This is a genomic window from Rhodopseudomonas palustris (assembly GCF_003031265.1).
GTDB classification, from domain to species: Bacteria; Pseudomonadota; Alphaproteobacteria; order Rhizobiales; family Xanthobacteraceae; genus Rhodopseudomonas; species Rhodopseudomonas palustris_H.
The window spans coordinates 677524-703553 of sequence record NZ_CP019966.1; the positions used below are offsets into that span (position 1 = coordinate 677524).

The window sequence follows — 26030 nt, forward strand, 5'->3', positions numbered from 1 at the left end:
GCTCAGCTCAGCCAGATCTTGCGGCGGAGCAGATTGATGAACTGCTGCACCTCTTCGGGATCGTGCGCCAGCGGCGGCATCACGCCCCACACCGGCCGCGGCCAGGCGACGTCGCTGGAGCGCCGCGCGATGATGTGGATGTGAAGCTGTGGCACCAGATTGCCGAGCGCTGCGACATTGAGCTTATCGCATTTGGTGACCTCTTTGAGCGCCCGGCTCACGCGGGCGATCTCGGTCATCAACTGCGCCTGGGCCACCTCGTCGAGGTCGATGATCTCGCTGACGTCGGGCCGGCGCGGCACCAGCAACAGCCAGGGGTAATGTGCGTCCTTGATCACCAGCACGCGGCTGAGCGGCAGATCGCCGATATTGATGGTGTCTTGTTCGAGCCGGGAGCTCAGCGACCAGTCGGAGGGGGACATTGCGGTTCCATCGGCCCGTTAGCGAAGCGTGGGCTCTTGTCTGTGGCGGGGACGGCCGCGAGGCCGCCTCGCAGTCATACCAAGCCGTCCGGACCGGCGGAAGCGCCACCTAGTCGAAGGTCCAAGGGCGGGACCAGCGACTTGCATTCGGGTCGGTTTGGCGCCAAATAGGGACCGGGAGATTGGCGGTGGACGAGCCTCTCGCCAACCGGGTCAGGTCCGGAAGGAAGCAGCCCTAACGAGGTCTGGATCGGGTCGCTCGTCAGTCTCCTACCTCATTTTTCGGCCGTGCTGCCCTGGCATTCGGGGCGCCACGGCCGGACGAAGGTGGGTCAGGACCGGCGGATGCCGGTCCGGTGTAAGGGGTGTTCCGGGCCAGCCGCATGATCCTGCCCCGTCGCGACCGCCCCGCTCCCTTCCGCAATCCGGCCCCACCAACGCAGCATTGCGGACCGACCGATGAGTGACTCTGGCCTTTCCGCGACGCCGTCCGCTGCTCCCGAGCAGCCGGGCAGCGCGAGCGCGCCGGCCGGCGCCTATCGGGTGCTGGCGCGGAAATATCGTCCCAACAGCTTCGATGATCTGATCGGCCAGGAAGCGGTGGTCCGCACCGTCTCCAACGCGTTCGATACGGGCCGTATTCCGCAAGCCTGGATTCTCACCGGCGTCCGCGGTGTCGGCAAGACCACCACCGCGCGCATCCTCGCCCGGGCGCTGAATTACGAGTTGCCGGACGGTTCGGTGAAAGGGCCGACCATCCACATGCCGGTGCACGGCGTGCACTGTAAGGCGATCATGGAAAGCCGGCACATGGATGTGCTGGAGATGGACGCCGCCTCGCACACCGGTGTCGACGATGTCCGCCAGATCAACGACAGCGTGCGCTATGCGCCGGCGAGCGCGCGCTACAAAGTCTACATCATCGACGAAGTTCACATGCTGTCGACGGCGGCGTTCAACGCCTTCCTGAAGACGCTGGAGGAGCCGCCGGAGCACGCCAAATTCGTGTTCGCCACCACCGAGATCCGCAAGGTGCCGGTGACCGTGTTGTCGCGCTGCCAGCGCTTCGACCTGCGCCGGGTCGAAGCCGACGTGCTGATGAATCACCTGTCGAATATCGCCCAGAAGGAAGGCGTCGAGGTCGAGCCGGAAGCGCTCGGCATCATCGCCCGTGCGGCCGAAGGCTCGGTGCGCGATTCGCTGTCGCTGTTCGACCAGGCGATAGCGCACGCGGCCGGCCTGGTGCGCGCCGACGCGGTGCGGCAGATGCTCGGCCTCGCCGACCGCACCCGCGTGATCGAACTGTTCGATGCGCTGGCGCGGGGAGATATCGCCGCCGCTTTCGCCGAATTCCGCGACCAGTACGACACCGGCGCTGACCCGGTGGTGGTGCTTTCCGATCTCGCCGAGTTCGTCAATTTCGTCACCCGCGTGAAGATCGTGCCGGCGATCGCCGACAATGTCGCGTTCGGCGAGACCGAGCGGGTGCGCGGGCGTGAGTTCGCCACCAAGCTGTCGATGCGGGTGCTGTCGCGGATGTGGCAGATGCTGCTCAAGGGCATTGCCGAGGTGCAGGGCGCGACCCGCCCGGCCGCGGCGGCCGAGATGGTGCTGGTGCGGATTGCCTATGCGGCCGATCTGCCGACGCCCGATGAAGCACTGCGGATGCTGGAGCAGAGCGGCGGCGGTGATGCGCCGGCGATCGCCGGCGGTGGTGGCAGCGGCGGTCGCGGCGGTGCGTCCGCTGCGTTGGCGTCAGCCCCAGCTCTGTCCGCTCCCAGCGCGGCGATGCCGCGCAGCGCACCGACCATGAGTGCCGCGCCCGCGCCGACCATGTTGCGCGGCGGCCTCGACAGCACGGCGCGCTCGCCGGTCAGCGCGCCGGCGCCAGAGCCCGAATCATCGGCGCTGAAGATCACGACGTTTCCGCAGCTCGTCGCACTGGCTTCCGAGAAGCGCGACGTGATGACCCGTCTGGCGCTCGAAGCCGACGTGCGGCTGGTGCGGATCGAGGACGGACGGCTCGAACTGGCGCTGGAGCCCAGCGCATCGCGCAGCCTGATCAACGATCTCGGCCGCAAGCTCGAGCAATGGACCGGCCGGCGCTGGACCGTGATTGTGTCCAACGAGCCCGGCCAGCCGACGCTGCGCAAGCAGAACGAGGCGCAGCAGAACGAACGCGAGCGTGCGGCGGAGAACGATCCGCGCGTCCAGGAAGTGTTGGCGCGATTTCCCGGCGCCAAGCTGACCGTGCGGCGCCTCGCCCCCGAGCCGGTGGAGATCGAGTCTGATATGGACGATCCCTCCGAGCGAATTGACGACGACGATTAGCGATCTGAAAGGAAACCGATCATGGCTGACTTTCTCGGCATGATGAAACAGGCTGCCCAGCTGCAGTCGAAGATGAAGGCGATGCAGGCCGAGCTCGACCAGATCGAGGTCGAGGGCCTGTCGGGCGGCGGCCTCGTCAAGGTACGGATGAGCGCCAAGATGGAGGTGCGTGGCATCTCGATCGATCCGTCGCTGATCAAGCCCGAGGAGCGCGAAGTGCTCGAAGATCTGCTGGTGGCGGCGCATGGCGACGCCCATCGCAAGGCGGAAGCCGCGATGCAGGAGAAGATGCAGGCGCTGACCGGCGGCCTCGGCCTGCCGCCCGGGCTCGGCCTGGGCTAGTCTTTCTCGCCTTTCGATTCGCGCCTTAGACGCCCGTCTCGGCAATGAGAGTGGCGAAGCGTTGCGTCGTCGCGTCTGATCAACCCACGGAGACGGAGTCCCGATGGCCGGTGCCGCAGGCCCCGAGATCGAACGTCTGATCCAGTTGCTGGCGCGGCTGCCCGGATTGGGACCGCGCTCGGCGCGGCGCGCCGCGCTGCATCTGATCAAGAAGCGCGACGCGCTGATGGCGCCGCTCGCCTCGGCCTTGCAGGTCGCGATCGACAAGATCGAAGTCTGCAGCACCTGCGGCAACATCGACTCGCAGAACCCGTGCACGGTGTGTACCGATCCCCGCCGCGACTCCTCGATCATCGTGGTGGTGGCCGACGTTGCGGATTTGTGGGCGCTCGAACGCGCCTCTGCCACAAACGGCCGGTACCACGTTCTGGGGGCCACGCTCTCGCCGCTCGACGGCGTCGGTCCCGAGGATCTGACGATCGATGCGTTGGTGAAGCGGGCGCATGATCCCGGCGTCGCCGAGATCATTTTGGCGCTCAACGCCACCGTCGATGGCCAGACCACCGCACATTACGTCACCGACCTCTTGCAGGACGCCAACGTCAAGGTGACCCGGCTCGCCCACGGCGTGCCGGTCGGTGGCGAACTCGACTATCTCGACGAAGGGACGCTGTCGGCGGCGATGCGACAGCGCACTTTGTTCTGACCCAACCGGATTGGACCTGATGACTCAGCCACGCTTCACGCTCCCGACGATTGCCGCGCTTGCCCTGACGCTCGTTGCCTCCGGGGTGTCCGCGCAAGATGCGCAGCAGGGCGGGACGCAGGCGGCGTTGCCGAAGCCGACCGCGCTTCGCGTCGGCGATGTGCTCAGCGGTGAGCTGAATGCGCTGAAGACCCGGGCCAAGGGCAAGAACGGGCCGGTGTATCAGCTCGTCAGCGAGCCGCGTCGGCTGCCGGCGCCAGCAGGCCTGTGCAATCTCGAGAACGGGCCGGAGACCTTCCAGATCGTGCCGGCCGACGAAGCGCAGGCGTCGCAGCTCAAGACCCATCGCGGCAAGCAGGTTGCGCTGAAGATCGAGTCGGTCAGTTGCGCCAACGAGCCCGGCCAGATGAGCGAAGCCGTGGTGACCAAGTGGAGCCTGCTGAAGTAATCGGCGGGACGATCCGTCAGACCTTCACCGGACCGAGCGCCGCGAAATGCCCGCGGCGCTGCAGCCACGCCAGCAGCAACAGGCTCGGGATCGCGACCACGACACAGATCGCGAAGAACGCCGGCCATCCGGTCGCCTTGGCCACATACCCGGCACCCGACGACAAATAAGTCCGCCCGACCGCAGCGAGCGCGGTCAGCAGGGCGTATTGGGTGGCGGTGTGCAGCGGATTCTTACACAGCGCCGACAGATACGCGACGAAGATCACCGTGCCGATCGCGCTGGTGAAGTTCTCGGCGCTGATCGCCAGCGCCAGCGCCCATTGATCGACGCCGACCACGGCGAGCCACGAGAACGACAGGTTGGCGACCGCCTGCAGCAGGCCGCCGATCCACAGGCTGGCGGCCAGCGAATAACGCCGCGCCACGAAGCCGCCCGCAAAGCCGCCGATCAGCGTTGCGGCGAGTCCAACGCCTTTGACGATCGCCGCATAGTCGTTGCGGGTGAAGCCGAGGTCGATCACGAAAGGCGCCGTCATGGTGCCGGAGAACGCGTCGGTGAATTTGAACAGCACCACGAAAGCCAGCGCCGCGAATGCATCCTTGCGGCCGAGGAATTCGGAGAATGCGCCGATCGCCGCCTGGGTGACGCGGCGGAATGCGCTCTCGCCGCTGGTTGCAGCTTCGGCTCGCGCCGACTGCTCCGGCTCGGTGGCGAGCAGCGCCGTGACGGTGCCGATCAGCACCATCGCGGCCATCGTCACATAGCCCCACATCCAGGATTCCAGCCGGGTCCGCCCGGTGGATTCGTAGGCGCTGACCAGAAACAGCGCGCCGGCGGTCGAGACCAGCATGCCGATGCGATACGCCGCCACATAGGCGGCCATGCCGGCGGCCTGTTCTTGTTCCGGCAGGCTTTCGACCCTGAAGGCATCGACCACGATGTCCTGGGTGGCCGACGTGGTGGCAACCAGCAGCGCACCGATCGCGACGTAGAGCGGCGACTTCGCCGGGTCCGCGAATGCTAGCACCAGGATGGCGGCGATCAGCAGCAGCTGGGCGAACACCAGCCAGCCGCGGCGCCGGCCGAACGTCCGGGTGAACAGCGGCACGTGCAGCGCGTCGACCAGCGGAGCCCAGATGAATTTCAGCGTGTAGGGTGTGCCGACCAGTGCGAACAGCCCGATGGTGCCGAGATCGACGCCGGATTCGCGCATCCACACCAGCAGCGTCGAACCGGACAGCGCCAGCGGCAGGCCGGAGGAGAAGCCGAGAAACAGCACCACCAGCACCCGCGGCTGCAGATACACCGCCATCGCCTCGCGCCAGCTCGGCTTGGTGACGGCTACTTGCGACGGCGCCTCGGGATTCGACGCGGGATCGGGAGCATTCATGTGTGGTTGGTAGCAGATTCGACGGAAGCCGGGCATCAAAGTCCGTCATCGCCCGGCTTGTCCGGGCGAACCAGTACTCACCATGATTTGTGTGAAGCACGAGGCCATGCTGGACAATGCCGCCGCTGAGCCACGAAGGCTCTGGGATACTGGGTCGCCCGCTTTTGCGGGCGATGACGGCGGGTTGCGTGGCGCGGCCTCAGCTCGGCGCGACTTCGTCAATCTTGAAGGCGCGCGAGGCGAACAGATCGGCGCGGTCGGGTGCCAACGAAGCTTCGGGGGCAGGGGTCGATGCGGACTCGGCGGCCGAGTCGCTGAAGTCGAGCTCCTCGATCCGAGCGGCGCGGCGCTCGATCTTGTCGGCGGAGATCAGGATCTGGCGGACGTCGTCGGTGACTTGGCCGAAATGGGTCTGCAGTTTGGTGACGCGCTCGCGCAAGCGCGCCAGATCGTCACCGAGACTGAGCACCTCGGTGCGGATCTGATCGGCGGCGTCGCGCATCCGTGCGTCTTTGAGGATCTGCTGCATCACCTGGATCGCCAGCATCAGCAGCGACGGCGACACCAGCACGACGCGGGCCCGGTAGGCCTTCTGGATCACGTCGTCGAAGCCGTCGTGGATCTCCGCATAGACCGACTCCGACGGCACGAACATCAGCGCGGTGTCCTGGGTCTCGCCCGGGATCAGGTATTTGGACGCGATGTCGTCGACATGGCGCATCACGTCGGTGCGCAGCCGCTGCGCGGCGGCCTTCTTGGCTTCTTCGGTGGTCGCCTCGCGCAGCGCCGTCACCGCTTCCAGCGGAAACTTGGCGTCGATGCACAGCGGCCGCTGATCCGGCAGCAGCACCACGCAGTCCGGCCGTTTGCCGGTCGACAGCGTGTATTGGAACGCGAACGAGCCCTTCGGCAGCCCGTCCTGCACGATCGTTTCCATCCGCGCCTGGCCGAACGCGCCACGTGCCTGCTTGTTGGCGAGCACGTCGCGCAGGGTCGTCACTTGGTCGGTCAGTTCGGTGAGGTTGTCATGGGCGCGGTCGATGATGCCGAGCCGCTCGTGCAGCGCTTGCAGGCTCTGCATGGTGTAACGGGTCGATTGGGTCAGCGACTGGCCGAACCGGTGGGTGACGCTGTCGAGCCGTTCGCTCATCGCCCGCGCCATTTCGGCCTGACGGCCGGCAAGCGCCCGGCCCATCGCATCGACCCGGCCGTTGGCCTCGTGCTGGGCCCGCATCAACACCGCCAGCCGCTGATCGATCTCCGCGGTCCGCCGCGCGGCGCTGCCGCGGGCGACCAATATGGCGATGATCGCGAGCAGGGCCAGCGCGAGTGCGGCGAAAGCTACGGCGGCCATGCCGAGGCTGACGGGCACTTCGCCGAGCCTGAACAGAATCTGGTCCATCGCCGCCGGTGTAGCAGATTGCACAGCCATCAAGAACGAAGATAGAACGCGACGCTGAACAGACCTTTAAGGCAGGCCGCGCCGAAAGTGGCAGAAGCTCCGGTCGGTCCCGGATTGACCGCAACGTCGGCGCCGCTTAAATCGCCGCCATGGCCCTACGCGAAATCATCATTCTGCCCGACAAACGGCTGCGCGAGATCTCCAAGCCCGTCACCGAGGTGACGACCGAGATCCGCAAGCTCGCCGACGACATGTTCGAGAGCATGTACGAGGCCCCCGGAATCGGGCTGGCGGCGATCCAGATCGCCGAGCCGGTGCGGCTGATCACGATGGATATCGTCCGCAAGGAAGGCGACGGCAAAAGCGATCCGCGCGCCTTCATCAATCCGGAGATCATCGGCGCCTCGTCGGACATGAACGTCTACGAGGAGGGCTGCCTGTCGATCCCGGAATACTACGCCGAGGTCGAACGGCCGAAGACGGTCCGGATCCGCTACACCGACCTCGACGGCAACGTTAAGGAAGAGGACGCCGACGGCCTGTTCGCGACCTGCATCCAGCACGAGATCGACCATCTCAACGGCGTGCTGTTCGTCGATCACCTGTCGAAGCTGAAGCGCGCGATGGTGATCCGCAAGTTCGAGAAGGCTGCCAAGCGCGGCATTAAATACGTCTGAGCGTGCGCGCAGGTGATCGGCCGACGCGTTGCGACGCTCGGCCCTCCGTCGCCCAGACCTGTCCGGGACTCTGACGCCATGCCGCTTCGCCTCGTCTTCATGGGAACGCCCGAGTTCGCGGTACCGACGCTGCTGGCTCTGGCGGCCCATGGCCACGACATCGCTGCGGTTTATACGCGCGAGCCGAAGCCGGCCGGTCGGGGCATGAAGCTGCAGGAGACGCCGGTTGCGCTCGCCGCGCACCGGCTGCAGGCGCCCGTGTTGACTCCAAAGACGCTGCGCACCGATGAGGCGCTGGCGAACTTCCGCGCCCACGAGGCGGATGCGGCCGTCGTCGTCGCTTATGGCATGATCCTGCCGCAGGCCATTCTCGATGCGCCCGAGCTCGGCTGCTACAATTTGCATGGCTCGCTGCTGCCGCGCTGGCGCGGCGCCGCGCCGCTCAATCGTGCCATCATGGCCGGCGACGCTGAGACCGGCGTGATGGTGATGAAAATGGACGCCGGGCTGGACACCGGCGATGTCGCGATGGCCGAGCGGATCGCCATCACCGATGCCATGACGGTCACCGACGTGCATGATCAGCTCGCCCGGCTCGGCGCCGATCTGATGGTGCGGGCGATGGCGGCGCTGGAGCGCGGCGGGCTGCAACTCACCAAACAAAGCGAAGACGGCGTCACCTACGCGGCCAAGATCGACAAAGCCGAAGCCAAGATCGATTTCGCCAAGCCAGCGCGCGCGGTGCTGCGCCACATCCACGGCCTGTCGCCGTTTCCGGGCGCGTGGTGCGAACTGCCGATCGAAGGTCAGCCGGTACGGATCAAGGTGCTGCGCTGCGCGCTCGCCGAGGGGCGTGGCACGCCGGGCGAAGTGATCGGCGATGATCTCACGATTGCTTGCGACGACGGCGCGATCCGAATCGCGCAATTGCAGCGCGCCGGCAAGCAGCCGATGACCGCTGAAGAATTTCTGCGCGGCACGCCGATCGCGAAGGGTGTGCGGGTGGTTGGCTGAGCCTATTGCACAGCGTCATGCGCGGGCTTGACCCGCGCATCCATCCTCGAAACAAATCTCTCTTGAACGATGGATTGCCGGGTCAAGCCCGGCAATGACACCAAATAGGGTCATGCCCCGCTACAAACTCACCATCGAATATGACGGCGCGCCGTTTTGTGGCTGGCAGTTGCAGCCGGCGCTGCCGTCGGTGCAGGGCGCACTGGAGGCGGCAGCGCTGGCGACCTGCGGCGAGGCCGTGCGGGTGCATGGCGCCGGCCGCACCGATGCCGGTGTCCATGCGCTGGGGCAGGTCGCGCATGTTGATATTCCGAAGCCGTTCCGCGCCGACAAGCTCCGCGACGCGCTGAACGCCCATCTGCGTCCCAACCCGGTTGCTGTGCTGGCGGCCGAAATTGTGCCGGACACATTCGAAGCGCGGTTCTCGGCCGTGAGGCGGCATTATCGCTATCGCATTGCCAACCGCCGCTCCAACCTGGCGCTCGACATCGGCAAAGTGTGGCGAGTGCCGAAGCCACTCGATACCGACGCGATGCACCGTGCTGCGCAGGTGCTGATCGGCAAGCACGACTTCACCACCTTCCGCGACACCGAGTGTCAGGCCGCCTCGCCCGAAAAGACCCTCGATGTGCTCGATGTGATCCGGAACGGCGATGCGGTCGATATCGTCACCAATGCCCGCTCCTACCTGCACAGTCAGGTGCGCTCGATGGTCGGTTCGCTGGTCTGGGTCGGCGAAGGCCGCTGGACCGCGGACGACCTCGCCGCGGCGCTCGCCGCGCGGAAGCGCGCTGCCTGCGGCCCGGTCGCGCCGCCAGAGGGGCTGTATTTGATGCAGGTGGATTACTAAGCGGTGCGGCTGTCATTCCGGGGCGCGCGTGAAACGCGCGAACCCGGAATCCCGATGTTGTAGCGAACGTAACGGTGCCTTGAATCTCGGGATTCCGGGTTGGCGAGCTGTGCTCGCGCCCCGGAATGACGGGGAGGGTCAGGCGAAATATCTCTCCAGCACGCCGCGATAGATTGCGGTGAGCTTGTCGAGGTCGCTGACCGGCGTGCGTTCGTCGATCTGGTGCATGGTCTGGCCGACCAGGCCGAATTCCACAACCGGGCAGTACTTGGCGATGAATCGTGCGTCGGAGGTGCCGCCGCCGGTGTTGAGATCGGGGTTGCGGCCAGTCACTTCGGCGATCGCGGCGCCGACCAGATCGGTAAAGGCGCCGGGCTTGGTGACGAACACGTCGGCGTTGGACGGCAACCATTCGATCCGGGCGCGGATGCGGTTGCCGCAGGCGGCCGCCAGCCGCTGCTCGACCAGCGCCTTCAGCGTCTCCTGGGTGTGGTGATCGTTGAAGCGGATGTTGAACTTGGCGCGCGCCTGTGCCGGGATCACGTTAGTGGCGGTATTGCCGACATCGACCGAGGTGAATTCCAGGTTGGATGGCTGGAATTGCGCCGAGCCAGCATCGAGCGGCTCGTCGCTCAGCGCGGTAATCAGCCTGGCGATGTCCGGCACCGGATTGGCGGCGCGGTGCGGATAGGCGACGTGGCCCTGGACGCCATCGACGATCAGCACACCGGATTGCGAGCCGCGGCGGCCGATCTTGATGGTGTCGCCGATCGCCTCGACATTGCTCGGCTCGCCGACGATGCAGTGATCGAATTGTTCGCCGCGCTCGGCTGCCCATTGCAGCAGCTTGACGGTGCCGTTGACCGCGACGTCTTCCTCGTCGCCGGTGATCAGGAACGAGATCGAGCCCTTTGGCTTGCCGCCGATCGCCGCCAGATAGTCCAGCGTCGCCGCCACCGCGCAGGCGACTCCGCCCTTCATGTCGACCGCACCGCGGCCGTACAGCAGGCCGTCTGCCACGTCGCCGGCAAATGCGCCGTGAGTCCAGGCGCTGGCTTCACCTGGCGGCACCACATCGGTGTGGCCGGCAAAGCAAAGATGCGGCGCGCCGTCGCCGACCCGCGCATACAGATTGTCGATGTCGGCGGTGCCCGGCTCCGAGAAGGTGACGCGATGCACGGTGAAACCTGCGCCCTTGAGCAGCGTCTCCAACACATCGAGTGCGCCGGCGTCCGCCGGAGTTACCGAGGGGCAGCGCAGCAGGTCCTGGGCGATCGAAAGCGCAGTCGGAGTCGAGGTCATCAGGTCAGCGTGCCTTGCGGCTCCAGAGGATCGGGGCCGTATTGATTAGGACCGCGGGTGCCGCGCAGGCAGCCGAGTTCGACGAAGCCCCAGATCGCGATGCCGAGCCCGATCAGTGCCAGCACCAGGCTGACGGGGCTGTCTTCCATGGTCTGGTTGGAGCCGCCAAGCAGGCTCGGGCCGAACCAGAACAGCAGAATCCACCAGCCGCTCTTGTCGCGGTCGTGCAGTCGTTTGACGCCGGTGGCGAGGCCCGACCAGGTGGCGGCAAGGCCGAGTGCGATCGCGATCAACCAGATCAGGAGCGCGCCGCCGGCGAAGCGGAACAGCTGCTCGGGATCGACGCCGCCGAGCCAGGCGATGGCCAGCACGGTGAACACCATCCAGGCGGCGACGTAGATCAGTCCGACCAGCCAGTATTTGGCGCGATTGATCCGGCCTCGAAAGCTGAAGAACAGCGTGGTCCAGTCCATTCGCGCCTCCTACAGGTGTCAGTCCCGCAGCAACTCGTTGATCGAGGTCTTGGAGCGAGTGCGCTCGTCGACGCGCTTGACGATCACTGCGCAGGCGGTGGCCGGGCCGGGGGCGCCGTTCTTCATCGGCTTGCCGGGCAGGGTGCCGGGCACCAGCACGGCATATTCTGGCACTTCGCCGACAAAGATTTCGCCGGTCTCGCGGTCGACGATCTTGGTCGAGGCGCCGAGGAAAACACCCATCGCCAGCACCGCACCCTTGCGGACGATCACGCCCTCGGCGACTTCGGAACGGGCACCGATGAAGCAGTCGTCCTCGATGATCACCGGGCCGGCCTGCAGCGGCTCGAGCACGCCGCCGATGCCGGCGCCGCCCGAGATATGGACGCGCTTGCCGATCTGGGCGCAGGAGCCGACGGTCGCCCAGGTGTCGACCATGGTGCTTTCATCGACGTAAGCGCCGAGATTGACGAAGGACGGCATCAGCACCGCGTTCTTGGCGATAAAGGCGGAGCGGCGCACGATCGCGCCCGGCACGGCGCGGAAGCCGGCCTCGCGGAAGCGGTTCTCACCCCAGCCCTCGAACTTCGACGGCACCTTGTCCCACCAGTTGGCACCGCCGGGGCCGCCGGCGATCACGCCCATGTCGTTGAGCCGGAACGACAGCAGCACCGCCTTCTTCAGCCACTGATTGACCGTCCAGGTGCCGGAGTCGTCGCGCTGCGCCACCCGCACCTTGCCCTGGTCGAGCAGATCGAGCGCGTCCTCGACGGCCTGACGAATCTCGCCCTGCGTTGCCGCGGTAACGGTGTCGCGCGCGTCGAAGGCGGCATTGATGGTAGATTCCAGGGCGGTGAGCGGCATCGACGGGTCCTTGGGAGGCTGATTTCAGGGAGAGTTTTGCGGAGTGTTGTCCGGATTCGCCGGGTCGGAGTCAAGGCGCCGCCGCGACCCCCAAGTCATCGCCCGGCTTGTCCGGGCGATCTAGTATCCTAGAGCATTGGGCCGTCTGGGAGGTCTCCGATGTCGCGTCAGTTTTACGTCTACATCTTGGCCAATCGAATCGGCGGGACGATCTACGTTGGCGTCACCAATGACCTCGTCCGTCGCACAGCCGAGCACAAATCCAAAGAGGTCGAGGGTTTCACGCTGCGCTACGGCGTCGACCGGCTGGTGTATTTCGAAGTGTTCGATGATGTCGAGAACGCCATCCGGCGCGAGAAGCGGCTGAAGAAATGGCCGCGCGACTGGAAGATCAGACTGATCGAGCAGCACAATCCGGATTGGAATGATCTGTACCCGGAGATCGCCGGTCCGCCCTGACCGGCGCTCTGGAATACTGGATCGCCCGCCTGCGCGGGCGATGACGGCGGGGGGATGTGGTGACGCCACGTCATCTCTCTTCCACGTCGTCGCCCGGCTCGTCCGGGCGATCCAGTATCCCAGGGCATTGGACGGAAGATCGCGAGCGCTCTGCAATACCTGGCCGCCTTGCATCCGGCGGCGATGACGATCGAGGCTGTGGAGGCGTTGCGGCTTACAGCGAACTCAGCTTTCCCAAGAACCCTGTCAAATCATCGGTCACGTGATCGACGTGGGTGGCGTCGCGGCCTTCGAGTTCCCAGTCTTCGCGGACCACGTCCTGGCTATCGTCAGGCACCACCAGCACGGTGGTCATGCCGAGCTGGTGCGGCACGGTGAGGTTGCGGGCGAGGTCTTCGAACATCGCGGCCCGGGCCGGGTCGACACCATGGCGGTCGAGAAAACGGCGGTAGGTCTGCGGCGCCGGCTTCGGTTCGAGGTCGGCCGCAATGATGTCGAACACCGCCTCGAAATGATGGCCGATGCCGAGCCGCTCCAGCACCTTGCCGGCGTGCGCGGTCGAGCCGTTGGTCAGGATCAGCTTGCGGCCCGGCAGTCGCTCGATCGCATCGCCCATCGCCGGATTCGGCTGCAGCGGCGAATGGTCGATGGCGTGGACATAAGCCAGGTAGTCGTCGGCGTGGACGCCGTGCTCGGTCATCATCCCGCGCATCGTGGTGCCGTAGCGCTTGTAGTAATCCTTCTGGATACGGAAGGCCTCTTCCGGCGAAACTTTCAGCCAGTTGGCGACGAAGTCGCGAATCCGCGCATCGACCTGCTGCCATAGGTTGAGGTGATGCGGGTACAGCGTGTTGTCGAGATCGAACACCCAGGTCTCGACGTGATCGAAGCCGCGTTTGCCGAGCTGCATCATGGGGCGGACAACCTCAATGTCTTACCGCTACTCAGATCGACGGCCGCGAAGCCGGTGGCGGCGAGGCCGCGCGCTGCGCAATCGCCTTGCTCGCCGATCTCGAACTTGCTGTCCCGCGTGCACAGCGTCATGCCACCGCCCCAGTTCAGCGCTCGGCCCTTGATGGTGACCGGCCTGCCGCTGCCGTCGACCGCTTCGGCGAAGCTGAACACCCGCTTCGGCTGAGCGCCGAGGTCGGGGCGCAGGCATTGGCCGGGCGCGACGCCGTACCAGCCGCGGCTGGTGACAGTCTTGCCGTCGTCTTCGCCGACTGCCGCCATGATCTTGTACTTGGTGTCGTTGCACCAGGTCAGCCCGCTGCCGGACGGCTGCTGCACCGCCTTGATCATCACGTCGAAGAAATCCGGCGCATCGACGATCTCGGGCTTCAGGCCTCGGCTCTTGAGGAAGGCGGACAGTGCGGCCTGTGTCTTCGGGCCGTCGACGCCGTCGATCGGCGAGGCGTCGTAGCCGGCGATCACCAGCAGCCGCTGGATCGCGGCGAGCTTGGCCTGTTCGTCGTCGTAGCCGGAGTCTTCCGCCAGATACGCGATCTTGTTGCCGTCCTCGGTGTCGGTGGGCTTGATCTCGGTAAAGGCGGCGAGCGTCTGGCCGCCGCGGCATTGCCGCGCGGCGGCGATGACGAAATTGTCCTCGGCGATGCACAGCCGGTCGGTGCCGTTCTGCGGCAACGGCGAGACGCCGTACACCGGCAGTGCGCGGGCATTCAGCATGATGCGGTCGGCATTGAGCGCGCCTTGCACCACGACCCGGCATTGCGCCGGATCGATCCGCAGCCAGCCGCGCGACGCGGTAGTGCCGTTGGAATCGACCCCGATCGCCGTCTCGACCACGTAGCTCATGCGGTTGCAGAGCTTGAGGTCGGCGTGTGCGGTCGTGCTACCAATCAAGGCGAAAAAGCCAGCCGCGAAGATCGCCTGCCACCTGCACGACCTCATGGTGAGGAGGCGCGCTCTGCGCGCCGTCTCGAACCATGCGGACCCGCGGCCATCCTTCGAGACGCCCGACGCCGCCCTACGGGGCGCGTCGGGCTCCTCAGGATGAGGCCCGAACGCATGGCCGGGCATAACGCCATTAAAGCGCGGGCCCCGCATCACTTGTGGATCAGCGTGCCGGTGCCCTGGTTGGTGAACAATTCGAGCAGCACTGCGTGCGGGACCTTGCCGTCGAGAATGACGACGCCTTCGACGCCCTGTTCGAGCGCGTAGATGCAGGTCTCGACCTTGGGAATCATGCCGCCCGAGATGGTACCGTCGGCGATCAGCTTGCGAGCGTCCTTGATCGACAGTTCGGGGATCAGCTTCTTGTTCTGGTCGAGCACGCCCGGCACGTCGGTCAGCAGCAGCAGGCGCTTGGCCCGCAGCGCACCGGCAACCGCACCGGCGAAGGTGTCGGCATTGACGTTGAAGGTCTGGCCCGACGCGGAGGTCGCCAGCGGCGCCAGCACCGGGATCAACTCGTGGCCGATCAGCTGGTTGAGCAGGGTCAGGTCGACCTTCTCCGGCTCGCCGACGAAACCGAGGTCGATCACCTCTTCGATCCGCGAATCCGGATCGACCATGGTCCGCGTCGCCTTGGTGGCGGACACCATGTTGCCGTCCTTGCCGCACAAGCCGACGGCCTTGCCGCCAGCCTCGTTGATGTAGCCGACGAGCTGCTTGTTGATCGAGCCGGCCAGCACCATCTCGACGATCTCGATGGTGGCGGCATCGGTGATGCGCAGCCCCGCGGCGAATTCCGACTTGATGCCGAGGCGCTTCAGCATCTGCGCGATCTGCGGGCCGCCGCCATGCACCACCACCGGGTTCACCGCGGTCTGCTCGAGCAGCACGATGTCGCGCGCGAATGCCTTGGCGGTGTCCTCGGCGCCCATGGCGTGACCGCCGTATTTGATGACGATGGTTTCTTCGTCGTAGCGCTGCATGTGCGGCAGCGCTTCGGACAGAATCCGGGCCTGATCGAGCGGGCTGATGACGGGCACGTCGGTCATGAAGCGGTCTTTCGAGCTGAAGGGACGATCTGAACGAGCAATTCCGGGGCCGTTGCGGCGGGACAGATCGCTAGCACTTCGGCGCGGCCGATCCTAGGGGCGGAATCCGCCGCCCGGACTCGCTCTAGCGTCGTGGCCACAGCGCGGCGACCGCGAGCAGGAGCCAGCTTCCGATCAACACTGAGCCACCAGTCGGCGCCGCCATCGGAAACAGGCCGTGGCCGGTGAACTGCAGCAGCGTCAGCGCTCCGGCGAACAGCCCAGTGCCGAGCACAAAGCCGAACGTCGCCGCCAGCCCGGCAATCCGGTGGGCGATACCGCGCTCGACCAGCAGCACGGCCGCCGAAATCGCGCAGGCATGAAACAGCAGTATCGAAGAGGCCGGACCGAGCCGGCTGGCATCCGGCAGATGCGCGCTCGCCGCCGCCAGGGCGACACCAGCAGCGCCGTACAGCCCGGCGATCACGATCGGCAGGCGGAGCAGGGCGTTCATCACCGCCGCTCGTCGAGCAGGCGGATCATCGCCGCCCGCAATTCTGGCATTCCGGCGCCGGTGCGCGAGGAGGTGGTGAGCACTTCCGGGAACGCCGCAGGGTGCTTCGCCAGCGCCGCGAGGGTTGCGGTCACCCGCTCGGCGAGCTCGGCGGCTTTGACCTGATCGGCCTTGGTCAGCACGATCTGATAGCTGACCGCGGCCTTATCGAGCGTCTTCAGGATGTCGAGGTCGACGTCCTTCAGCCCGTGGCGGCCGTCGATCAGCACATAGACCCGCGCCAGCGTGGCGCGGCCCTGCAGGAAGTGGTGGATCAGCGAGGTCCAGGACGCGACCTTGGCCTTCGAGGCGGCGGCGTAGCCGTAGCCCGGCATGTCGACCAGCCGCAGCCCGGCATTCGGCGGACCTTCGAAGAAGATCAGCTCCTGAGTCCGGCCAGGGGTGTGTGAGGTTCGGGCAAGGGCGTTGCGGCCGGTGAGCGCGTTGATCAGGCTCGACTTGCCGACATTGGAGCGGCCCGCGAAGGCGACCTCCACACTGCCCATCGGAGGCAGCGTTTCGATCGACGGCGACGCCCAGATGAAATGCCAGTCGCCGGCAAACATCTTGCGGCCGCGTTCGATCAAGTCGGGATCGATGGCGTCGGTCATGCGGCGAGAGTCCAGGAGTGGCGCGAATCTGCGCCCGGCAGGGTCGTCATTCCGGGGCGGGTGCCCCGGAATAACGTGAAGGTCAGGTCGTCTTCTTTTTCTTGCTGAAGGTCGATCTCAGATTGTCCAAGAGCTCTACCTTCACGCCGTTGCGCTGCATGATGAAGGCCTGCTGCGCCACCGACAGAGTGTTGTTCCAGGCCCAGTAGATCACGAGACCGGCCGGGAAGTGCGCCAGCATGAAGGTGAAGATCACCGGCATCCAGGCGAAGATCATCTGCTGGGTCGGATCCGGCGGCTGCGGGTTCAGCTTCATCTGGAACCACATCGTGAAGCCCATCACCAGCGGCCAGGCGCCGAGCACCAGATAGTGGCCGAGCACCGGGATCGCGGTCGGATCGTAGGGGATCAGGCCGAACAGGTTAAAGATGTTGGTCGGATCCGGCGCCGAGAGGTCGTGAATCCAGCCGAAGAACGGCGCGTGCCGCATTTCGATGGTGACGAACAGAACCTTGTACAGCGAGAAGAACACCGGGATCTGCAGCAGGATCGGAAGACATCCGGCGACCGGATTGATCTTCTCCTTGCGGTAGATCTCCATCATTTCCTGCTGCTGCTTCACCTTGTCGTCGGGGTGGCGCTCCTTGAGCGCGGCAAGCTGCGGCTGGATCGCCTTCATCTTCGCCATCGAGGCGTAGGACTTGTTGGCGAGCGGCAGGAACAGCAGCTTGACCAGCACCGTCACCAGCAGAATGGCGACGCCGAAATTCCCGACCAGATGGAAGAAGAAGTCCAGCGCCAGGAACATCGGCTTGGTGATGAAGTAGAACCAGCCCCAGTCGATCAGCAGGTCGAAGTGGTTCAGGCCGAGCTGGCGGTCGTAGCCGCCAAGACCGGCGAACGGGAAGTTGATGCCGACCACCCGCGCTTCCTTGGCGCCGGCGAACAGCCGGGCGTTCGCGGTGACGGTGCCGCCGATCGGAACGGTGCGGGCGTCTTCGAGATAGTCGGTCTGGTAGGTGGTGACGTTGCCGACCTTGTTGGCCGAGAACCGCGCCTGGAGCTGGGCGCTGGTGTCGGGCAGCAGCGCCGACGCCCAGTACTTGTCGGTGATGCCGAGCCAGCCATTGGTCGCCTTGAAGCCGACCGACTTGGCTTCGTCGATCTTGCTGTAGCTGTATTCCTGCAGGCCCTGGTCGCCGAGATAGCCGATCAGGCCCTCGTGCAGGATGTAATAGCCTTCGACATGCGGCGTGCCGTGGCGCGAGATCAGCGCGAACGGATACAGCGTCACCGGAGCGCCACCGGTGTTGGTGACGTCGTCCTTGACGGTGAACAGAAAACGGTCGTCGACGGTGATCTGGCGGCGGAAGGTGAGGCCCTCACCGTTGTCCCATTTCAGCGTGATCGGAGTGGCCGGGGTCAGGGCGCCGGTGCCTTCCTGCTCCCACACCGTGTTGTGGTCCGGCAGCTTGACGCTGGCGCCGGCGGCGCCGACCCAGCCGAATTCGGCATAATACGGACGAGCGCTGCCCGACGGCGAGAACAGCTCGATCGGCGGCGACTTCGGATCGACCGTCTCGCGATATTGCGTCAGCGCCAGATCATCGATCCGGGCGCCCTTCAGCGCGATCGAACCCGCCAGACGGGGCGTTTCGACCTTGATGCGCGGCCCGGCAGCGAGCGCAGCTTCGCGGCTGACGGTCGGGGCGGCGGCCGGCTGCGGGCTGGCCGGAGCGGCGCCCGGCGCGCCGGGCGAAGCCGGCGTCGTGCTCGGCTGCGCCGCACCCGGCGTCTGGGTTTCGGCCTGCTGCTTGGCGGCCTGCTGCTGCGCCTGCTGGGCGGCGCGCTGCTTCTCCATCTGCGGGATGTTGAAGAAGTATTGCCAGCCGAGCAGCACGAGGCCCGACAGAACGACGGCGAGGATGGTGTTGCGATTGTCGGACATCGTCGGGTCTCGTCACTCACGCGGGTTTGGGAGAGCGCCGCGCCACCCGCTCGAGCGCGGTGCGCAGATCGCCGAGCATGACGGCAAAGTCGCGGCTCAGCGCCGCACGGCGTCCGACCAGCACATAGTCGCTGTGCGGCAGCAGAAAACCGCGATCCGTCCGCTTCACCAATTCGCGCAGTCTGCGTCGAATTCGATTGCGTTCGGTCGCGGTGCCGATTTTCTTGGTGACGGTAAAGCCGACCCGGATCGGGCCCTGGTCTTCGCGGCGCAGGCTCTGCAGCACGAAGGCAGGTCCGTTGATCCGCAGCCCGCCGGCAACGGCGATGAAATCCGCCCGCTGCCGTAACCGCTCCATCAACAGGTCCCGGGCAAGCCCGATCAGGCGCTCAGACGCTTGCGTCCGCGGGCGCGGCGCGCCGCCAGCACCTTGCGGCCACCGGTGGTGGCGAGACGGGCACGAAAGCCGTGACGGCGCTTGCGCACCAGTTTGCTGGGTTGATAAGTCCGCTTCACGGGTCGTTCTCCGTCGCCGGGTCAGTTATTCATAAGTGGTGGGTAAGCCCGAAGATGTCGGCTCACGAATGAGCCGGATGCAGCCCAATAATGAACCGCCCCGGGCAGAGCCGGGCCATCGCGGACAGTTGGCGCGGCTTATACGGGAGCGTCCTGTTCTCGTCAATTGCACCCCGCACTGCTTTGGACGTATCGAAACCGCGCGCTCATCTTCACGAATGAGGAAACGGTAATTTGACCTGCTTCTGGCAAAGGAGCATCTTGACATTAAATATTGTCACGATTCCGGCCCGACAGGGCGGTGAGGAGCGGGCCGAGGGCGACAATCGGTGCAGGCAGCGGACAAACAGCCGGAGACGCACGCGTGGCGGCGCGGCCTGGAGCCTAAAATTGGGCTGTCCGGCAAGCTGCTGCTGTTGACGATTCCGCTGGTTCTGATCGCCGAAATCCTGATCTACGTGCCGTCGATCGCCAACTATCGGCTGAACCGGTTGAACGACCGCCTCGCCGCCGCCAACACCGCGGCGCTGGTGCTGGATGCATCGCCGTCGGGGCGGGTGCCCGATTCCCTCGCCCAGCAGATTCTCGACTCGATCGAAGCGCGGGCGGTGGCGATCAAGATGGGCCAGCAGCGCCGGCTGCTCGCCAGCTCGAACCTGCCGACCAAGATCGACCATGTCGTCGACATGCGCAACGTCACGCCGTGGGGCGCGATCCTGGATTCTTTCGTGGTGATGCTGGAAAGCGGCAATCCGACGATCCGCGTGGTCGGCCCGGCCGAGGGCAATGCCGAATTTATCGAGGTGGTGATCGACGCTGCGCCGCTGCGCAATGCGATGTATCGGTTCTCCAGCAATCTGCTGCTGGTGTCGCTGACCATCACCAGTCTGACCACGGCGCTGATCTATCTGGCGCTGCATTTCCTGTTCGTGCGGCCGATGCGGCGCCTGACCGCCAACATGGTCAATTTCCGCCGCGACCCGGAAAGTCCGGCTTCGATCGTGGTGCCCGGCCCGCGCGGCGACGAAATCGGTCTTGCTGAGCGCGAATTGTCGGACATGCAGCGCGACCTGGTGTCGATGCTGCATCAGAAGAGCCGTCTCGCTGCGCTCGGCTTGGCAGTGTCGAAGATCAACCACGATCTGCGCAATCTGCTGGCGTCGTCGCAACTTCTGTCGGATCAGCTCTCCAGCGTGCCGGATCCGCGGGTGCAGCGGTTCGCGCCGAAGCTGGTGCGCTCGTTGGAGCGTGCGATCGCGTTCTGCCAGTCGACGCTGTCATACGGCCGCGCCCAGGAAGCGGCGCCGGACCGCCGCAGCATCCTGATCGAGCCGCTGGTCAACGACGTCCGCGAAACCGCAGGGCTCGCCGACGATGCGTCGGTCACCTGGGTCAGCGCGATCGAGCGCGGTTTGACCATCGATGCCGACCCTGATCAGCTGTTCCGCGTGCTGCTCAACTTGGTGCGCAACGCCGCCCAGGCGCTGGAAGGCCAGCCGCGCAACAACGACGCCAACCTGCAGCAGATCCGCATCACCGGCCGCCGGGAAGGCTCGGTGACGGTGCTCGAGGTGTCGGATACCGGCCCCGGCGTGCCGCAGAAGGCGCGCGATCACCTGTTCGAGGCATTTCACGGCTCGGTTCGCGCCGGCGGTTCGGGCCTCGGCCTCGCTATCGCGGCCGAGCTGGTGCGGGCCCATGGCGGCGAGATCAAGTTGGTGGAAGGCACGATCGGCGCCACCTTCCGGATCTCGATCCCCGACCGCCCTGTCGATCTGCACAGCCTGCGCAGCGAACGGGCTCGCGCCTAACTCTCTACAATTGAAGATTTTTCGAGCCCAGCGGTCGTCCGCGCGGGCGCGCGTTGACATGGTCGCAGGCTGCCTTTGCCGCTGATAATCCCCAGGACGGCCGCAGCGTCGTCAATCCGTAAGAAAAGAGCAGCCGGGGCGCTTGCCAATCCGAACCGGAGCCGCTAGCTATGGCGGCCTTCGCAGCGCTTCGCCGCTGCGGAACGCCAGCGGCTCCAGGCCTTAACGCCCAGCGAGCCCGCGGCAGACGCGCCCGTAGCTCAGCTGGATAGAGCACCAGACTACGAATCTGGGGGTCAGAGGTTCGAATCCTTTCGGGCGCGCCATTCAAATTTTTCCGAACTCGATATTTGATTAGGCGGCGACACGCTGTGCAATCGCGCTTGCGCTGTCCAGCGCAGCGCGGGTCGTGCGGCCCAGCGCGCCGACCTGCGTCCGAACGTCCGGATAGGTCTCTCAGTTGAGACGGGTGCTGCGCGGCTCCGCGGGCATGCTTTCGCAAGCGATGGCGTGCGATAGGCGCCAGAACATCCGGGCGAGGCGGGTGAAGGCGATCAGATCGCGCTGCGGGGCCTCGATGTTCGGCGGCAGCGTGACGGTCTCGATGTCGAGGATCTGATCGAACGGCGCGGCGTCGCCGATCGTTTGCGCGATCACCGAAACGCACGGGCCGTCATCTTCGGCCTGCTGGGCGGTTCTCGGCGCCAGCCCCGGGTACTGCAGTGGCGCGTAGTAGAACTGATAGGCGCCGTGGCCGATCTGCTTCACCACATCGCTCTGCAGCGTTAGCGGGCCGCCGAAACAGATCAGTCGCGACTCCTGCAATTCCTCGGGCTCGAGCTGCTCCAGATCGCAGAGTTCGAGATCATCACTGACGGTCAGTCCGGGATTGTGTTCGCGCAGCAGCGCGGCGAGCGCCGGCCGGTGTTCGGCATTGGCGGCGAACAGGATCAGGTTTTTCAGCATGACGAGCTCCTGGAGGTGAAGGCGACCTAGCCGCGGGCAATCAGGGAAGGGGTTTCGGCATCTTGCCGATCGAGCTTGGCGAAGAAGTCGTGCGGGATCGGCTGGCCGGGCACGATCTCCGCGACGCGCAACCGCGCCGACGTTGCCGCTTCACGTGCGAAGTCGACCTCATCCCGCCAGGCGCACAGCATCAGTTCAAGCCGGCCGAATCCGCCATTGTCGGCTGCGAAGGCGCTCGTCGTGGTCTCGACCGTTGTGGCCACCACCCGGCTGTCCGCGGCCGCGATGTCCCGCAGGATCACCGCAACGCCGTCGCCGGAGGCTTGATGTGACGTCATCACCACCAGCGCGTCACGTCCGCCGGTGCGGCCGGCGCGGCGTGCGGTACGTACCAGCGATGCGAAGCCGGGATCGGGGCCGAGATCGGCCGAGGTGCCGGGCAGGTCGTGGACGATCGTCGCCGATGGCTGCGCCGGATCGCCGTGCAGCGTGTGATAGCTGCGCGGCAGCCACACCGTGTCGAGTGCGCTGCGCGACAGCGCGAGGCTCCAGGCCTGGTCGAGCAGATAACCGTCCCAGACGGTAGGATGGGCTTTGGCCAGCCGTCGCCAGCCGAGAAGCAGCGCCTGCGCTGCTTCTGAGCGGCCGAAATACAAGGTCCGCGCCGACAGCTCCCAGCGATTCCATCGGTGCAGGGCAACGTCGCATTCGAGCTGCGCCGGCAGGAGCGGCGGCGCCTGTAACAACGCGCCGGCCTCGATATAGAGCAGCGGTTCGGGAAACTGCTCCCAGGCCTGCAGGATGAACTCGGCCTTCTCGTAAGCGAGAAGACGGTCGTCGCATTCGCTCATCAGCGGGCTGATGTGCGCGGCGAGGCCGAGCGACTGAGCGGCGTGCTGCAGCGGCCAGATCAGATCGTCGCAGCCGTGCTGATAGCAGGACACGATCCGAGGCCGGGCTGTCTCGGACGCATCGGCCGCGAGCGTCTCGGCGTTGCCCACTCCGCCCCACCACATTTCGTGCGGCCCGTCGGCGCCGCACGGGCCGACGGTACCGAACTCGGTCAGCTTGGACTTGAGGAAATCGAAATCGGGATTTTCCCCGAATGGCAGCACCACCACGCAATCCCGCGGCAGGGCGCTGCAGAACAGCTCGGCGCCGGCGCCGCTCATGGGTTCGGTGACGATCAACAGCCCGGCGTCGCGGTCCAGCGCTTCGCCCGGACGTTGCACTCGTGCGGGACCCGTGCGATCCGCCAGCCAGTCCAGCCGTCGCCGCTGCGACGTCCCGAGCCGCAGCCCGGTTTTTTGCAGCAGTTCGGTGAGCTTGGCGGAAGGGGAGGTCGGCATCATGACGGGCTCGTTGAAGGCAGGGTTATGACTTCAACGCAGCAGGCCGCCGGATCAGGCGCGGCCGGCGCCGGATCCGCTAACAGCCGAGCGGGGTCACGGCGACGGTGTAGATGGTGATGCCGTCCGCCGGCTCGACGAGGATCAGCAGGCAGCCGTCGTCGTCTGGGGCGAGGTAGTGCCTTCCGTTGCGGTTCAGCCCCGCCGCGCTGAGGCGGTCGTCTGCGACCGGCATGAACGCTTCGGCGCGCATCGCCTCGGCGGCGGTGCCGCCGCGCTGGATCATCACCCCGTCGATCACGCCCTCACGCGCGAGCCGGCCCAGCGGCACGGCGATCATTGCGATCCGCATCGCGCCAGACAGCGGAATGCGCAGGCGCAGGCCGCTGAAACCGGTCCGCAGCACTGACACCTCCTGCAGCGATCCCGCGCCGTCCGTACCGAACAGACCGATCCGGAGCGAACCGTGAGGCCGGTCGCCGACCATCTCGCCAGGAAGCTGGCCAGCGCCGAACAATGCATACAGAAAAGCATGCGACTGTGAGTGCGCGGCGAAGCTGCCCGCCATCCACATCGGCGGGGGCGACAGCGCACAGGTTGTTGGCAGGCCCCGCAGCACGATCTGGTCGCCGATCGCGTCGCTGTGAATCATGGGCGCGAGCGTATCGGTGCCGAGATTGACGTCGTGCTGAAATGAGCCGAACAGCGCCAGTTCTTCCTCGTCCGGCAGCAGCAGCAGGCGTCCGAGCGTCGTGGCGGTCGCGCGCGCGGCGACGCCGAGATCCCGATAGGGATCGAGCCCAACCTCGCGGGCGACCCCGCGTGCCGTCGACGCGTAGGTCAGCGCGCCCGCTTGAATCTCGGATGTCACCTCGATCTGCGCGGCCGGCCGCGGATCTGGTTCGCGGAGCACATGACCGTTCGCATAGTCGCGTACCGAACCTTCCGCCGAGCAGCAGATCTGCTCGAAAATCGGCGCGTTGCGGATCAGCGTCCGATTGAGATGCGGCGTCAGAACAAGATCGTCGATCAGCCCGGAGACGGTGTCCTCCTCGGCGAGCTCGTCGCACGCATCGCCGAGGGCGAGCAAATAGCAGCCGTGGACACGTAGCGTCAGACCGGCGAGTTTTAAAACTCGGCTCAGCGCCTTCTGCACGCTGGCCGAATAGCCGAGATCGACCAGCAGCAGATCGGTGCAATCGTCGAGGTCGGGAATCTGCTGCCGGATGTAATCGAGCAGGCGTCCGCGCAGGCCCGCCGCGAGTGTTTCGATCTTGTGTGGCTCGACCAAGCCTGGAAGAGCGTCGGCCAGCTCGATGCCGGTGGCGATTCCGCTCTCGCAGCGTCCAAAATAGTCCGCCAGCGCCGGCGGCAAGATCTTGAGCATGTCCTGCAGCTTCGCCGCGTCGATCCTTGGGATCTTGCGGATCAATTCGCAGATCGGTCCGATCGTATTGGCCGAGGCAATCAGGCTGACGCGGCGATTGATCTCCAGATAGGCGGCGGGCTCGCCGCGGGTCTGTTGCCACAGGCGATGCGACAGGAAGCCGTCGCGGCCGAGAAAGCCGATCGCGACACGGCGGCCGTCGGCTGTAAGGTCGGCGCTGCGCGTCGCCACGAATTCGTCGAATGCCGTCAACACCGGCCCGACCACCGTGGCACCGAGATGATGTGCCGCAGATTTCTCGGCACTGCGCGCCGCCACCATCCGCCGCAGCGTGCGTGCGCCGTAGTCGAGCCGCGTGGGCTGTCCTTTGAACATCAGCTGCTGCAGCGCATCTTCGCGCAGCAGCCGTGTTGCGAGCCGCGGCCCGGCTTGGGGATAGTGCCGTGATCGGATGCCGTGCCGCTTCGCGCCGCGGACGTCGGCGTGTTCATTGTCGCCGACATGGCATGCGGAGCTTGCGTCGATACCTTGTTGGCGCAGATAGGTCGCGAATAGGTCTTCTGCCTTGCCGCTACCATGGTCGCAAGACGCGTACAGAAAATCCCACGTCAGCCCCGGACTGCAGGCGCGCAGCAGCCGGCCCAGCCGCTCCGTATTCCAATAGGTGTCGGAGATAAACCCGACGCGATTCCCGGTGCGGCGCCGCGCGCGATATTGCTCGAGCATGTCCGGATTGATTCGGCACAGTTCGAGCTCGGCGCTGAACTCGGCTTCGATCAGGTGGTCGAGATCCTCGCGCTTCAGCCCGAATAGCCGGAAGGGAAAGCGCGCGTAGATCTGGTCGATGCTGATCTCTGTCGCCTGTCCGCGCGAACGCGCGGCCTCGCGGACACGCGACTCGGCCAGGATGCGATGCTGGACGAAATGTTCAGACATGTTCGGACACAGATCCGAAACACGCGACAGCTGATAAGTCCGCTCGAACACACCGGTCGGCGTGGTGCAGGCGCGGATCAGAAATGTATCGAAAACATCGAACGACCAGGCGAAACGATTCTCAACGCGTGGTGTGTGATCGATAGAAACAAAAGACATAAGGCGAAACTCAATTGTTTGCCTTTGTTCAACGGACGCATGGTACAAATCAGGCGCGTCGATACAGAAAGTCGTCGTGCGATCAGTTGATTGCTTTCACCGAGAACTGACAGATTCGAACATGTGTGATCGTCGGATCGATGAGTTGGACATTTCTGCGGGCGGAGAT

At 65.8% G+C, this 26030-nt stretch carries 26 protein-coding genes, 1 tRNA gene and 1 other RNA gene; 11 read left to right on the forward strand and 17 right to left on the reverse strand.

Going from position 1 to position 26030, the window contains the following annotated elements; genetic code table 11:
- Positions 1-2: 2 nt before the first annotated feature.
- Entirely contained in the window at positions 3-422 is a 420-nt protein-coding gene (locus RPPS3_RS03190) for an HIT domain-containing protein (RefSeq protein ID WP_107342812.1), read from the reverse strand.
- 177 nt (positions 423-599) lie between these two features.
- Here RPPS3_RS03190 and ffs point away from each other — a divergent pair.
- From ffs to RPPS3_RS03215, 5 genes are all read left to right on the forward strand, one after another.
- An RNA gene (ffs, locus tag RPPS3_RS03195) (signal recognition particle sRNA small type) lies at positions 600-696 on the forward strand.
- Positions 697-881: 185 nt separating this feature from the next.
- Positions 882-2753, forward strand: a complete 1872-nt coding sequence (locus RPPS3_RS03200; protein WP_107342813.1) for a DNA polymerase III subunit gamma/tau — start codon at positions 882-884, stop codon at positions 2751-2753.
- A gap of 21 nt (positions 2754-2774) precedes the next feature.
- On the forward strand, positions 2775-3095 hold the full coding sequence (locus RPPS3_RS03205) for a YbaB/EbfC family nucleoid-associated protein (RefSeq protein ID WP_107342814.1): 321 nt from the start codon (positions 2775-2777) through the stop codon (positions 3093-3095).
- A gap of 103 nt (positions 3096-3198) precedes the next feature.
- Positions 3199-3801, forward strand: coding sequence for a recombination mediator RecR (gene recR, locus RPPS3_RS03210; RefSeq protein ID WP_011156185.1), 603 nt, complete (start codon positions 3199-3201; stop codon positions 3799-3801).
- Between the two features lie 19 nt (positions 3802-3820).
- Positions 3821-4249 (forward strand): hypothetical protein, encoded by a 429-nt coding sequence (locus RPPS3_RS03215; protein ID WP_107342815.1) that lies wholly within the window; start codon positions 3821-3823, stop codon positions 4247-4249.
- A gap of 16 nt (positions 4250-4265) precedes the next feature.
- Here the strand turns inward: RPPS3_RS03215 and RPPS3_RS03220 are convergent, their stop codons facing one another.
- Both RPPS3_RS03220 and RPPS3_RS03225 read right to left on the reverse strand, forming a co-directional pair.
- Positions 4266-5642, reverse strand: coding sequence for an AmpG family muropeptide MFS transporter (locus tag RPPS3_RS03220; RefSeq protein WP_107342816.1), 1377 nt, complete (start codon positions 5640-5642; stop codon positions 4266-4268).
- Positions 5643-5841: 199 nt separating this feature from the next.
- Positions 5842-7044, reverse strand: coding sequence for a DNA recombination protein RmuC (locus RPPS3_RS03225; RefSeq protein WP_107342817.1), 1203 nt, complete (start codon positions 7042-7044; stop codon positions 5842-5844).
- 149 nt (positions 7045-7193) lie between these two features.
- Here RPPS3_RS03225 and def point away from each other — a divergent pair, with 149 nt between their 5' ends.
- From def to truA, 3 genes are all read left to right on the forward strand, one after another.
- On the forward strand, positions 7194-7721 hold the full coding sequence (gene def / locus RPPS3_RS03230) for a peptide deformylase (RefSeq protein WP_107342818.1): 528 nt from the start codon (positions 7194-7196) through the stop codon (positions 7719-7721).
- Positions 7722-7799: 78 nt separating this feature from the next.
- Positions 7800-8735, forward strand: coding sequence for a methionyl-tRNA formyltransferase (gene fmt / locus RPPS3_RS03235; protein WP_107342819.1), 936 nt, complete (start codon positions 7800-7802; stop codon positions 8733-8735).
- A gap of 112 nt (positions 8736-8847) precedes the next feature.
- Positions 8848-9585, forward strand: a complete 738-nt coding sequence (truA, locus tag RPPS3_RS03240; protein WP_107342820.1) for a tRNA pseudouridine(38-40) synthase TruA — start codon at positions 8848-8850, stop codon at positions 9583-9585.
- Positions 9586-9723: 138 nt separating this feature from the next.
- On the opposite strand, the gene dapE is transcribed toward truA, so the two are convergent.
- Genes dapE through dapD form a run of 3 tightly spaced genes read right to left on the reverse strand, consistent with a single transcriptional unit; the run spans position 9724 to position 12224 of the window.
- Entirely contained in the window at positions 9724-10887 is a 1164-nt protein-coding gene (dapE, locus tag RPPS3_RS03245) for a succinyl-diaminopimelate desuccinylase (protein WP_107342821.1), read from the reverse strand.
- On the reverse strand, positions 10887-11360 hold the full coding sequence (locus RPPS3_RS03250; RefSeq protein ID WP_107342822.1) for a DUF805 domain-containing protein: 474 nt from the start codon (positions 11358-11360) through the stop codon (positions 10887-10889). The genes dapE and RPPS3_RS03250 overlap by 1 nt, the downstream gene beginning before the upstream one ends.
- A gap of 18 nt (positions 11361-11378) precedes the next feature.
- Entirely contained in the window at positions 11379-12224 is an 846-nt protein-coding gene (gene dapD / locus RPPS3_RS03255; protein ID WP_107342823.1) for a 2,3,4,5-tetrahydropyridine-2,6-dicarboxylate N-succinyltransferase, read from the reverse strand.
- Between the two features lie 159 nt (positions 12225-12383).
- Here dapD and RPPS3_RS03260 point away from each other — a divergent pair, with 159 nt between their 5' ends.
- Positions 12384-12683, forward strand: a complete 300-nt coding sequence (locus RPPS3_RS03260) for a GIY-YIG nuclease family protein (protein ID WP_107342824.1) — start codon at positions 12384-12386, stop codon at positions 12681-12683.
- 214 nt (positions 12684-12897) lie between these two features.
- On the opposite strand, the gene RPPS3_RS03265 is transcribed toward RPPS3_RS03260, so the two are convergent.
- The 8 genes from RPPS3_RS03265 to rpmH form a co-directional block, all read right to left on the reverse strand.
- Positions 12898-13596: a pyrimidine 5'-nucleotidase gene (locus RPPS3_RS03265; protein ID WP_107342825.1), complete on the reverse strand. Its 699-nt coding sequence runs from the start codon at positions 13594-13596 to the stop codon at positions 12898-12900.
- The gene (locus RPPS3_RS03270; RefSeq protein WP_434006769.1) at positions 13593-14594 is read right to left on the reverse strand and encodes a DUF1036 domain-containing protein; all 1002 of its coding nucleotides are present in this window, start codon (positions 14592-14594) and stop codon (positions 13593-13595) included. The genes RPPS3_RS03265 and RPPS3_RS03270 overlap by 4 nt, the downstream gene beginning before the upstream one ends.
- Before the next feature lie 155 nt (positions 14595-14749).
- Positions 14750-15646: an acetylglutamate kinase gene (gene argB, locus RPPS3_RS03275; protein WP_107342826.1), complete on the reverse strand. Its 897-nt coding sequence runs from the start codon at positions 15644-15646 to the stop codon at positions 14750-14752.
- Positions 15647-15770: 124 nt separating this feature from the next.
- Positions 15771-16139 (reverse strand): DUF423 domain-containing protein, encoded by a 369-nt coding sequence (locus RPPS3_RS03280; protein ID WP_107342827.1) that lies wholly within the window; start codon positions 16137-16139, stop codon positions 15771-15773.
- Positions 16139-16789: a ribosome biogenesis GTP-binding protein YihA/YsxC gene (yihA, locus tag RPPS3_RS03285; RefSeq protein ID WP_107342828.1), complete on the reverse strand. Its 651-nt coding sequence runs from the start codon at positions 16787-16789 to the stop codon at positions 16139-16141. Before yihA ends, RPPS3_RS03280 begins: the two co-directional genes overlap by 1 nt.
- Before the next feature lie 82 nt (positions 16790-16871).
- A complete protein-coding gene (gene yidC / locus RPPS3_RS03290; protein WP_107342829.1) occupies positions 16872-18737 on the reverse strand; it encodes a membrane protein insertase YidC in 1866 nt (621 codons plus the stop codon).
- 16 nt (positions 18738-18753) lie between these two features.
- On the reverse strand, positions 18754-19095 hold the full coding sequence (rnpA, locus tag RPPS3_RS03295) for a ribonuclease P protein component (protein ID WP_011156201.1): 342 nt from the start codon (positions 19093-19095) through the stop codon (positions 18754-18756).
- Positions 19096-19118: 23 nt separating this feature from the next.
- The gene (rpmH, locus tag RPPS3_RS03300; protein ID WP_006609582.1) at positions 19119-19253 is read right to left on the reverse strand and encodes a 50S ribosomal protein L34; all 135 of its coding nucleotides are present in this window, start codon (positions 19251-19253) and stop codon (positions 19119-19121) included.
- Between the two features lie 329 nt (positions 19254-19582).
- Between rpmH and RPPS3_RS03305 the strand changes: the two genes are divergently transcribed.
- Together RPPS3_RS03305 and RPPS3_RS03310 are read left to right on the forward strand one after the other, a co-directional pair.
- Positions 19583-21064: a sensor histidine kinase gene (locus tag RPPS3_RS03305; protein WP_107342830.1), complete on the forward strand. Its 1482-nt coding sequence runs from the start codon at positions 19583-19585 to the stop codon at positions 21062-21064.
- Between the two features lie 249 nt (positions 21065-21313).
- A tRNA-Arg gene (locus tag RPPS3_RS03310) sits at positions 21314-21390 on the forward strand.
- Positions 21391-21520: 130 nt separating this feature from the next.
- Here RPPS3_RS03310 and RPPS3_RS03315 read toward each other — a convergent pair.
- From RPPS3_RS03315 to RPPS3_RS03325, 3 genes are all read right to left on the reverse strand, one after another.
- Positions 21521-22030 (reverse strand): hypothetical protein, encoded by a 510-nt coding sequence (locus RPPS3_RS03315; RefSeq protein ID WP_107342831.1) that lies wholly within the window; start codon positions 22028-22030, stop codon positions 21521-21523.
- Between the two features lie 26 nt (positions 22031-22056).
- On the reverse strand, positions 22057-23382 hold the full coding sequence (locus tag RPPS3_RS03320) for a hypothetical protein (RefSeq protein WP_107342832.1): 1326 nt from the start codon (positions 23380-23382) through the stop codon (positions 22057-22059).
- A gap of 76 nt (positions 23383-23458) precedes the next feature.
- Positions 23459-25702, reverse strand: coding sequence for a hypothetical protein (locus RPPS3_RS03325; RefSeq protein WP_234820080.1), 2244 nt, complete (start codon positions 25700-25702; stop codon positions 23459-23461).
- Positions 25703-26030 lie beyond the last annotated feature (328 nt).

Excerpts from the sequence above, each read along its gene's own strand:
- RPPS3_RS03190 (WP_107342812.1), bottom strand. The coding sequence starts at position 422 with ATGTCCCCCTCCGACTGGTCGCTGAGCTCCCGGCTCGAACAAGACACC.
- RPPS3_RS03200 (WP_107342813.1), top strand. The coding sequence starts at position 882 with ATGAGTGACTCTGGCCTTTCCGCGACGCCGTCCGCTGCTCCCGAGCAG.
- RPPS3_RS03205 (WP_107342814.1), top strand. The coding sequence starts at position 2,775 with ATGGCTGACTTTCTCGGCATGATGAAACAGGCTGCCCAGCTGCAGTCG.
- recR (WP_011156185.1), top strand. The coding sequence starts at position 3,199 with ATGGCCGGTGCCGCAGGCCCCGAGATCGAACGTCTGATCCAGTTGCTG.
- RPPS3_RS03215 (WP_107342815.1), top strand. The coding sequence starts at position 3,821 with ATGACTCAGCCACGCTTCACGCTCCCGACGATTGCCGCGCTTGCCCTG.
- RPPS3_RS03220 (WP_107342816.1), bottom strand. The coding sequence starts at position 5,642 with ATGAATGCTCCCGATCCCGCGTCGAATCCCGAGGCGCCGTCGCAAGTA.
- RPPS3_RS03225 (WP_107342817.1), bottom strand. The coding sequence starts at position 7,044 with ATGGACCAGATTCTGTTCAGGCTCGGCGAAGTGCCCGTCAGCCTCGGC.
- def (WP_107342818.1), top strand. The coding sequence starts at position 7,194 with ATGGCCCTACGCGAAATCATCATTCTGCCCGACAAACGGCTGCGCGAG.
- fmt (WP_107342819.1), top strand. The coding sequence starts at position 7,800 with ATGCCGCTTCGCCTCGTCTTCATGGGAACGCCCGAGTTCGCGGTACCG.
- truA (WP_107342820.1), top strand. The coding sequence starts at position 8,848 with ATGCCCCGCTACAAACTCACCATCGAATATGACGGCGCGCCGTTTTGT.
- dapE (WP_107342821.1), bottom strand. The coding sequence starts at position 10,887 with ATGACCTCGACTCCGACTGCGCTTTCGATCGCCCAGGACCTGCTGCGC.
- RPPS3_RS03250 (WP_107342822.1), bottom strand. The coding sequence starts at position 11,360 with ATGGACTGGACCACGCTGTTCTTCAGCTTTCGAGGCCGGATCAATCGC.
- dapD (WP_107342823.1), bottom strand. The coding sequence starts at position 12,224 with ATGCCGCTCACCGCCCTGGAATCTACCATCAATGCCGCCTTCGACGCG.
- RPPS3_RS03260 (WP_107342824.1), top strand. The coding sequence starts at position 12,384 with ATGTCGCGTCAGTTTTACGTCTACATCTTGGCCAATCGAATCGGCGGG.
- RPPS3_RS03265 (WP_107342825.1), bottom strand. The coding sequence starts at position 13,596 with ATGATGCAGCTCGGCAAACGCGGCTTCGATCACGTCGAGACCTGGGTG.
- RPPS3_RS03270 (WP_434006769.1), bottom strand. The coding sequence starts at position 14,594 with ATGAGGTCGTGCAGGTGGCAGGCGATCTTCGCGGCTGGCTTTTTCGCC.
- argB (WP_107342826.1), bottom strand. The coding sequence starts at position 15,646 with ATGACCGACGTGCCCGTCATCAGCCCGCTCGATCAGGCCCGGATTCTG.
- RPPS3_RS03280 (WP_107342827.1), bottom strand. The coding sequence starts at position 16,139 with ATGAACGCCCTGCTCCGCCTGCCGATCGTGATCGCCGGGCTGTACGGC.
- yihA (WP_107342828.1), bottom strand. The coding sequence starts at position 16,789 with ATGACCGACGCCATCGATCCCGACTTGATCGAACGCGGCCGCAAGATG.
- yidC (WP_107342829.1), bottom strand. The coding sequence starts at position 18,737 with ATGTCCGACAATCGCAACACCATCCTCGCCGTCGTTCTGTCGGGCCTC.
- rnpA (WP_011156201.1), bottom strand. The coding sequence starts at position 19,095 with ATGGAGCGGTTACGGCAGCGGGCGGATTTCATCGCCGTTGCCGGCGGG.
- RPPS3_RS03315 (WP_107342831.1), bottom strand. The coding sequence starts at position 22,030 with ATGCTGAAAAACCTGATCCTGTTCGCCGCCAATGCCGAACACCGGCCG.
- RPPS3_RS03320 (WP_107342832.1), bottom strand. The coding sequence starts at position 23,382 with ATGATGCCGACCTCCCCTTCCGCCAAGCTCACCGAACTGCTGCAAAAA.
- RPPS3_RS03325 (WP_234820080.1), bottom strand. The coding sequence starts at position 25,702 with ATGTCTGAACATTTCGTCCAGCATCGCATCCTGGCCGAGTCGCGTGTC.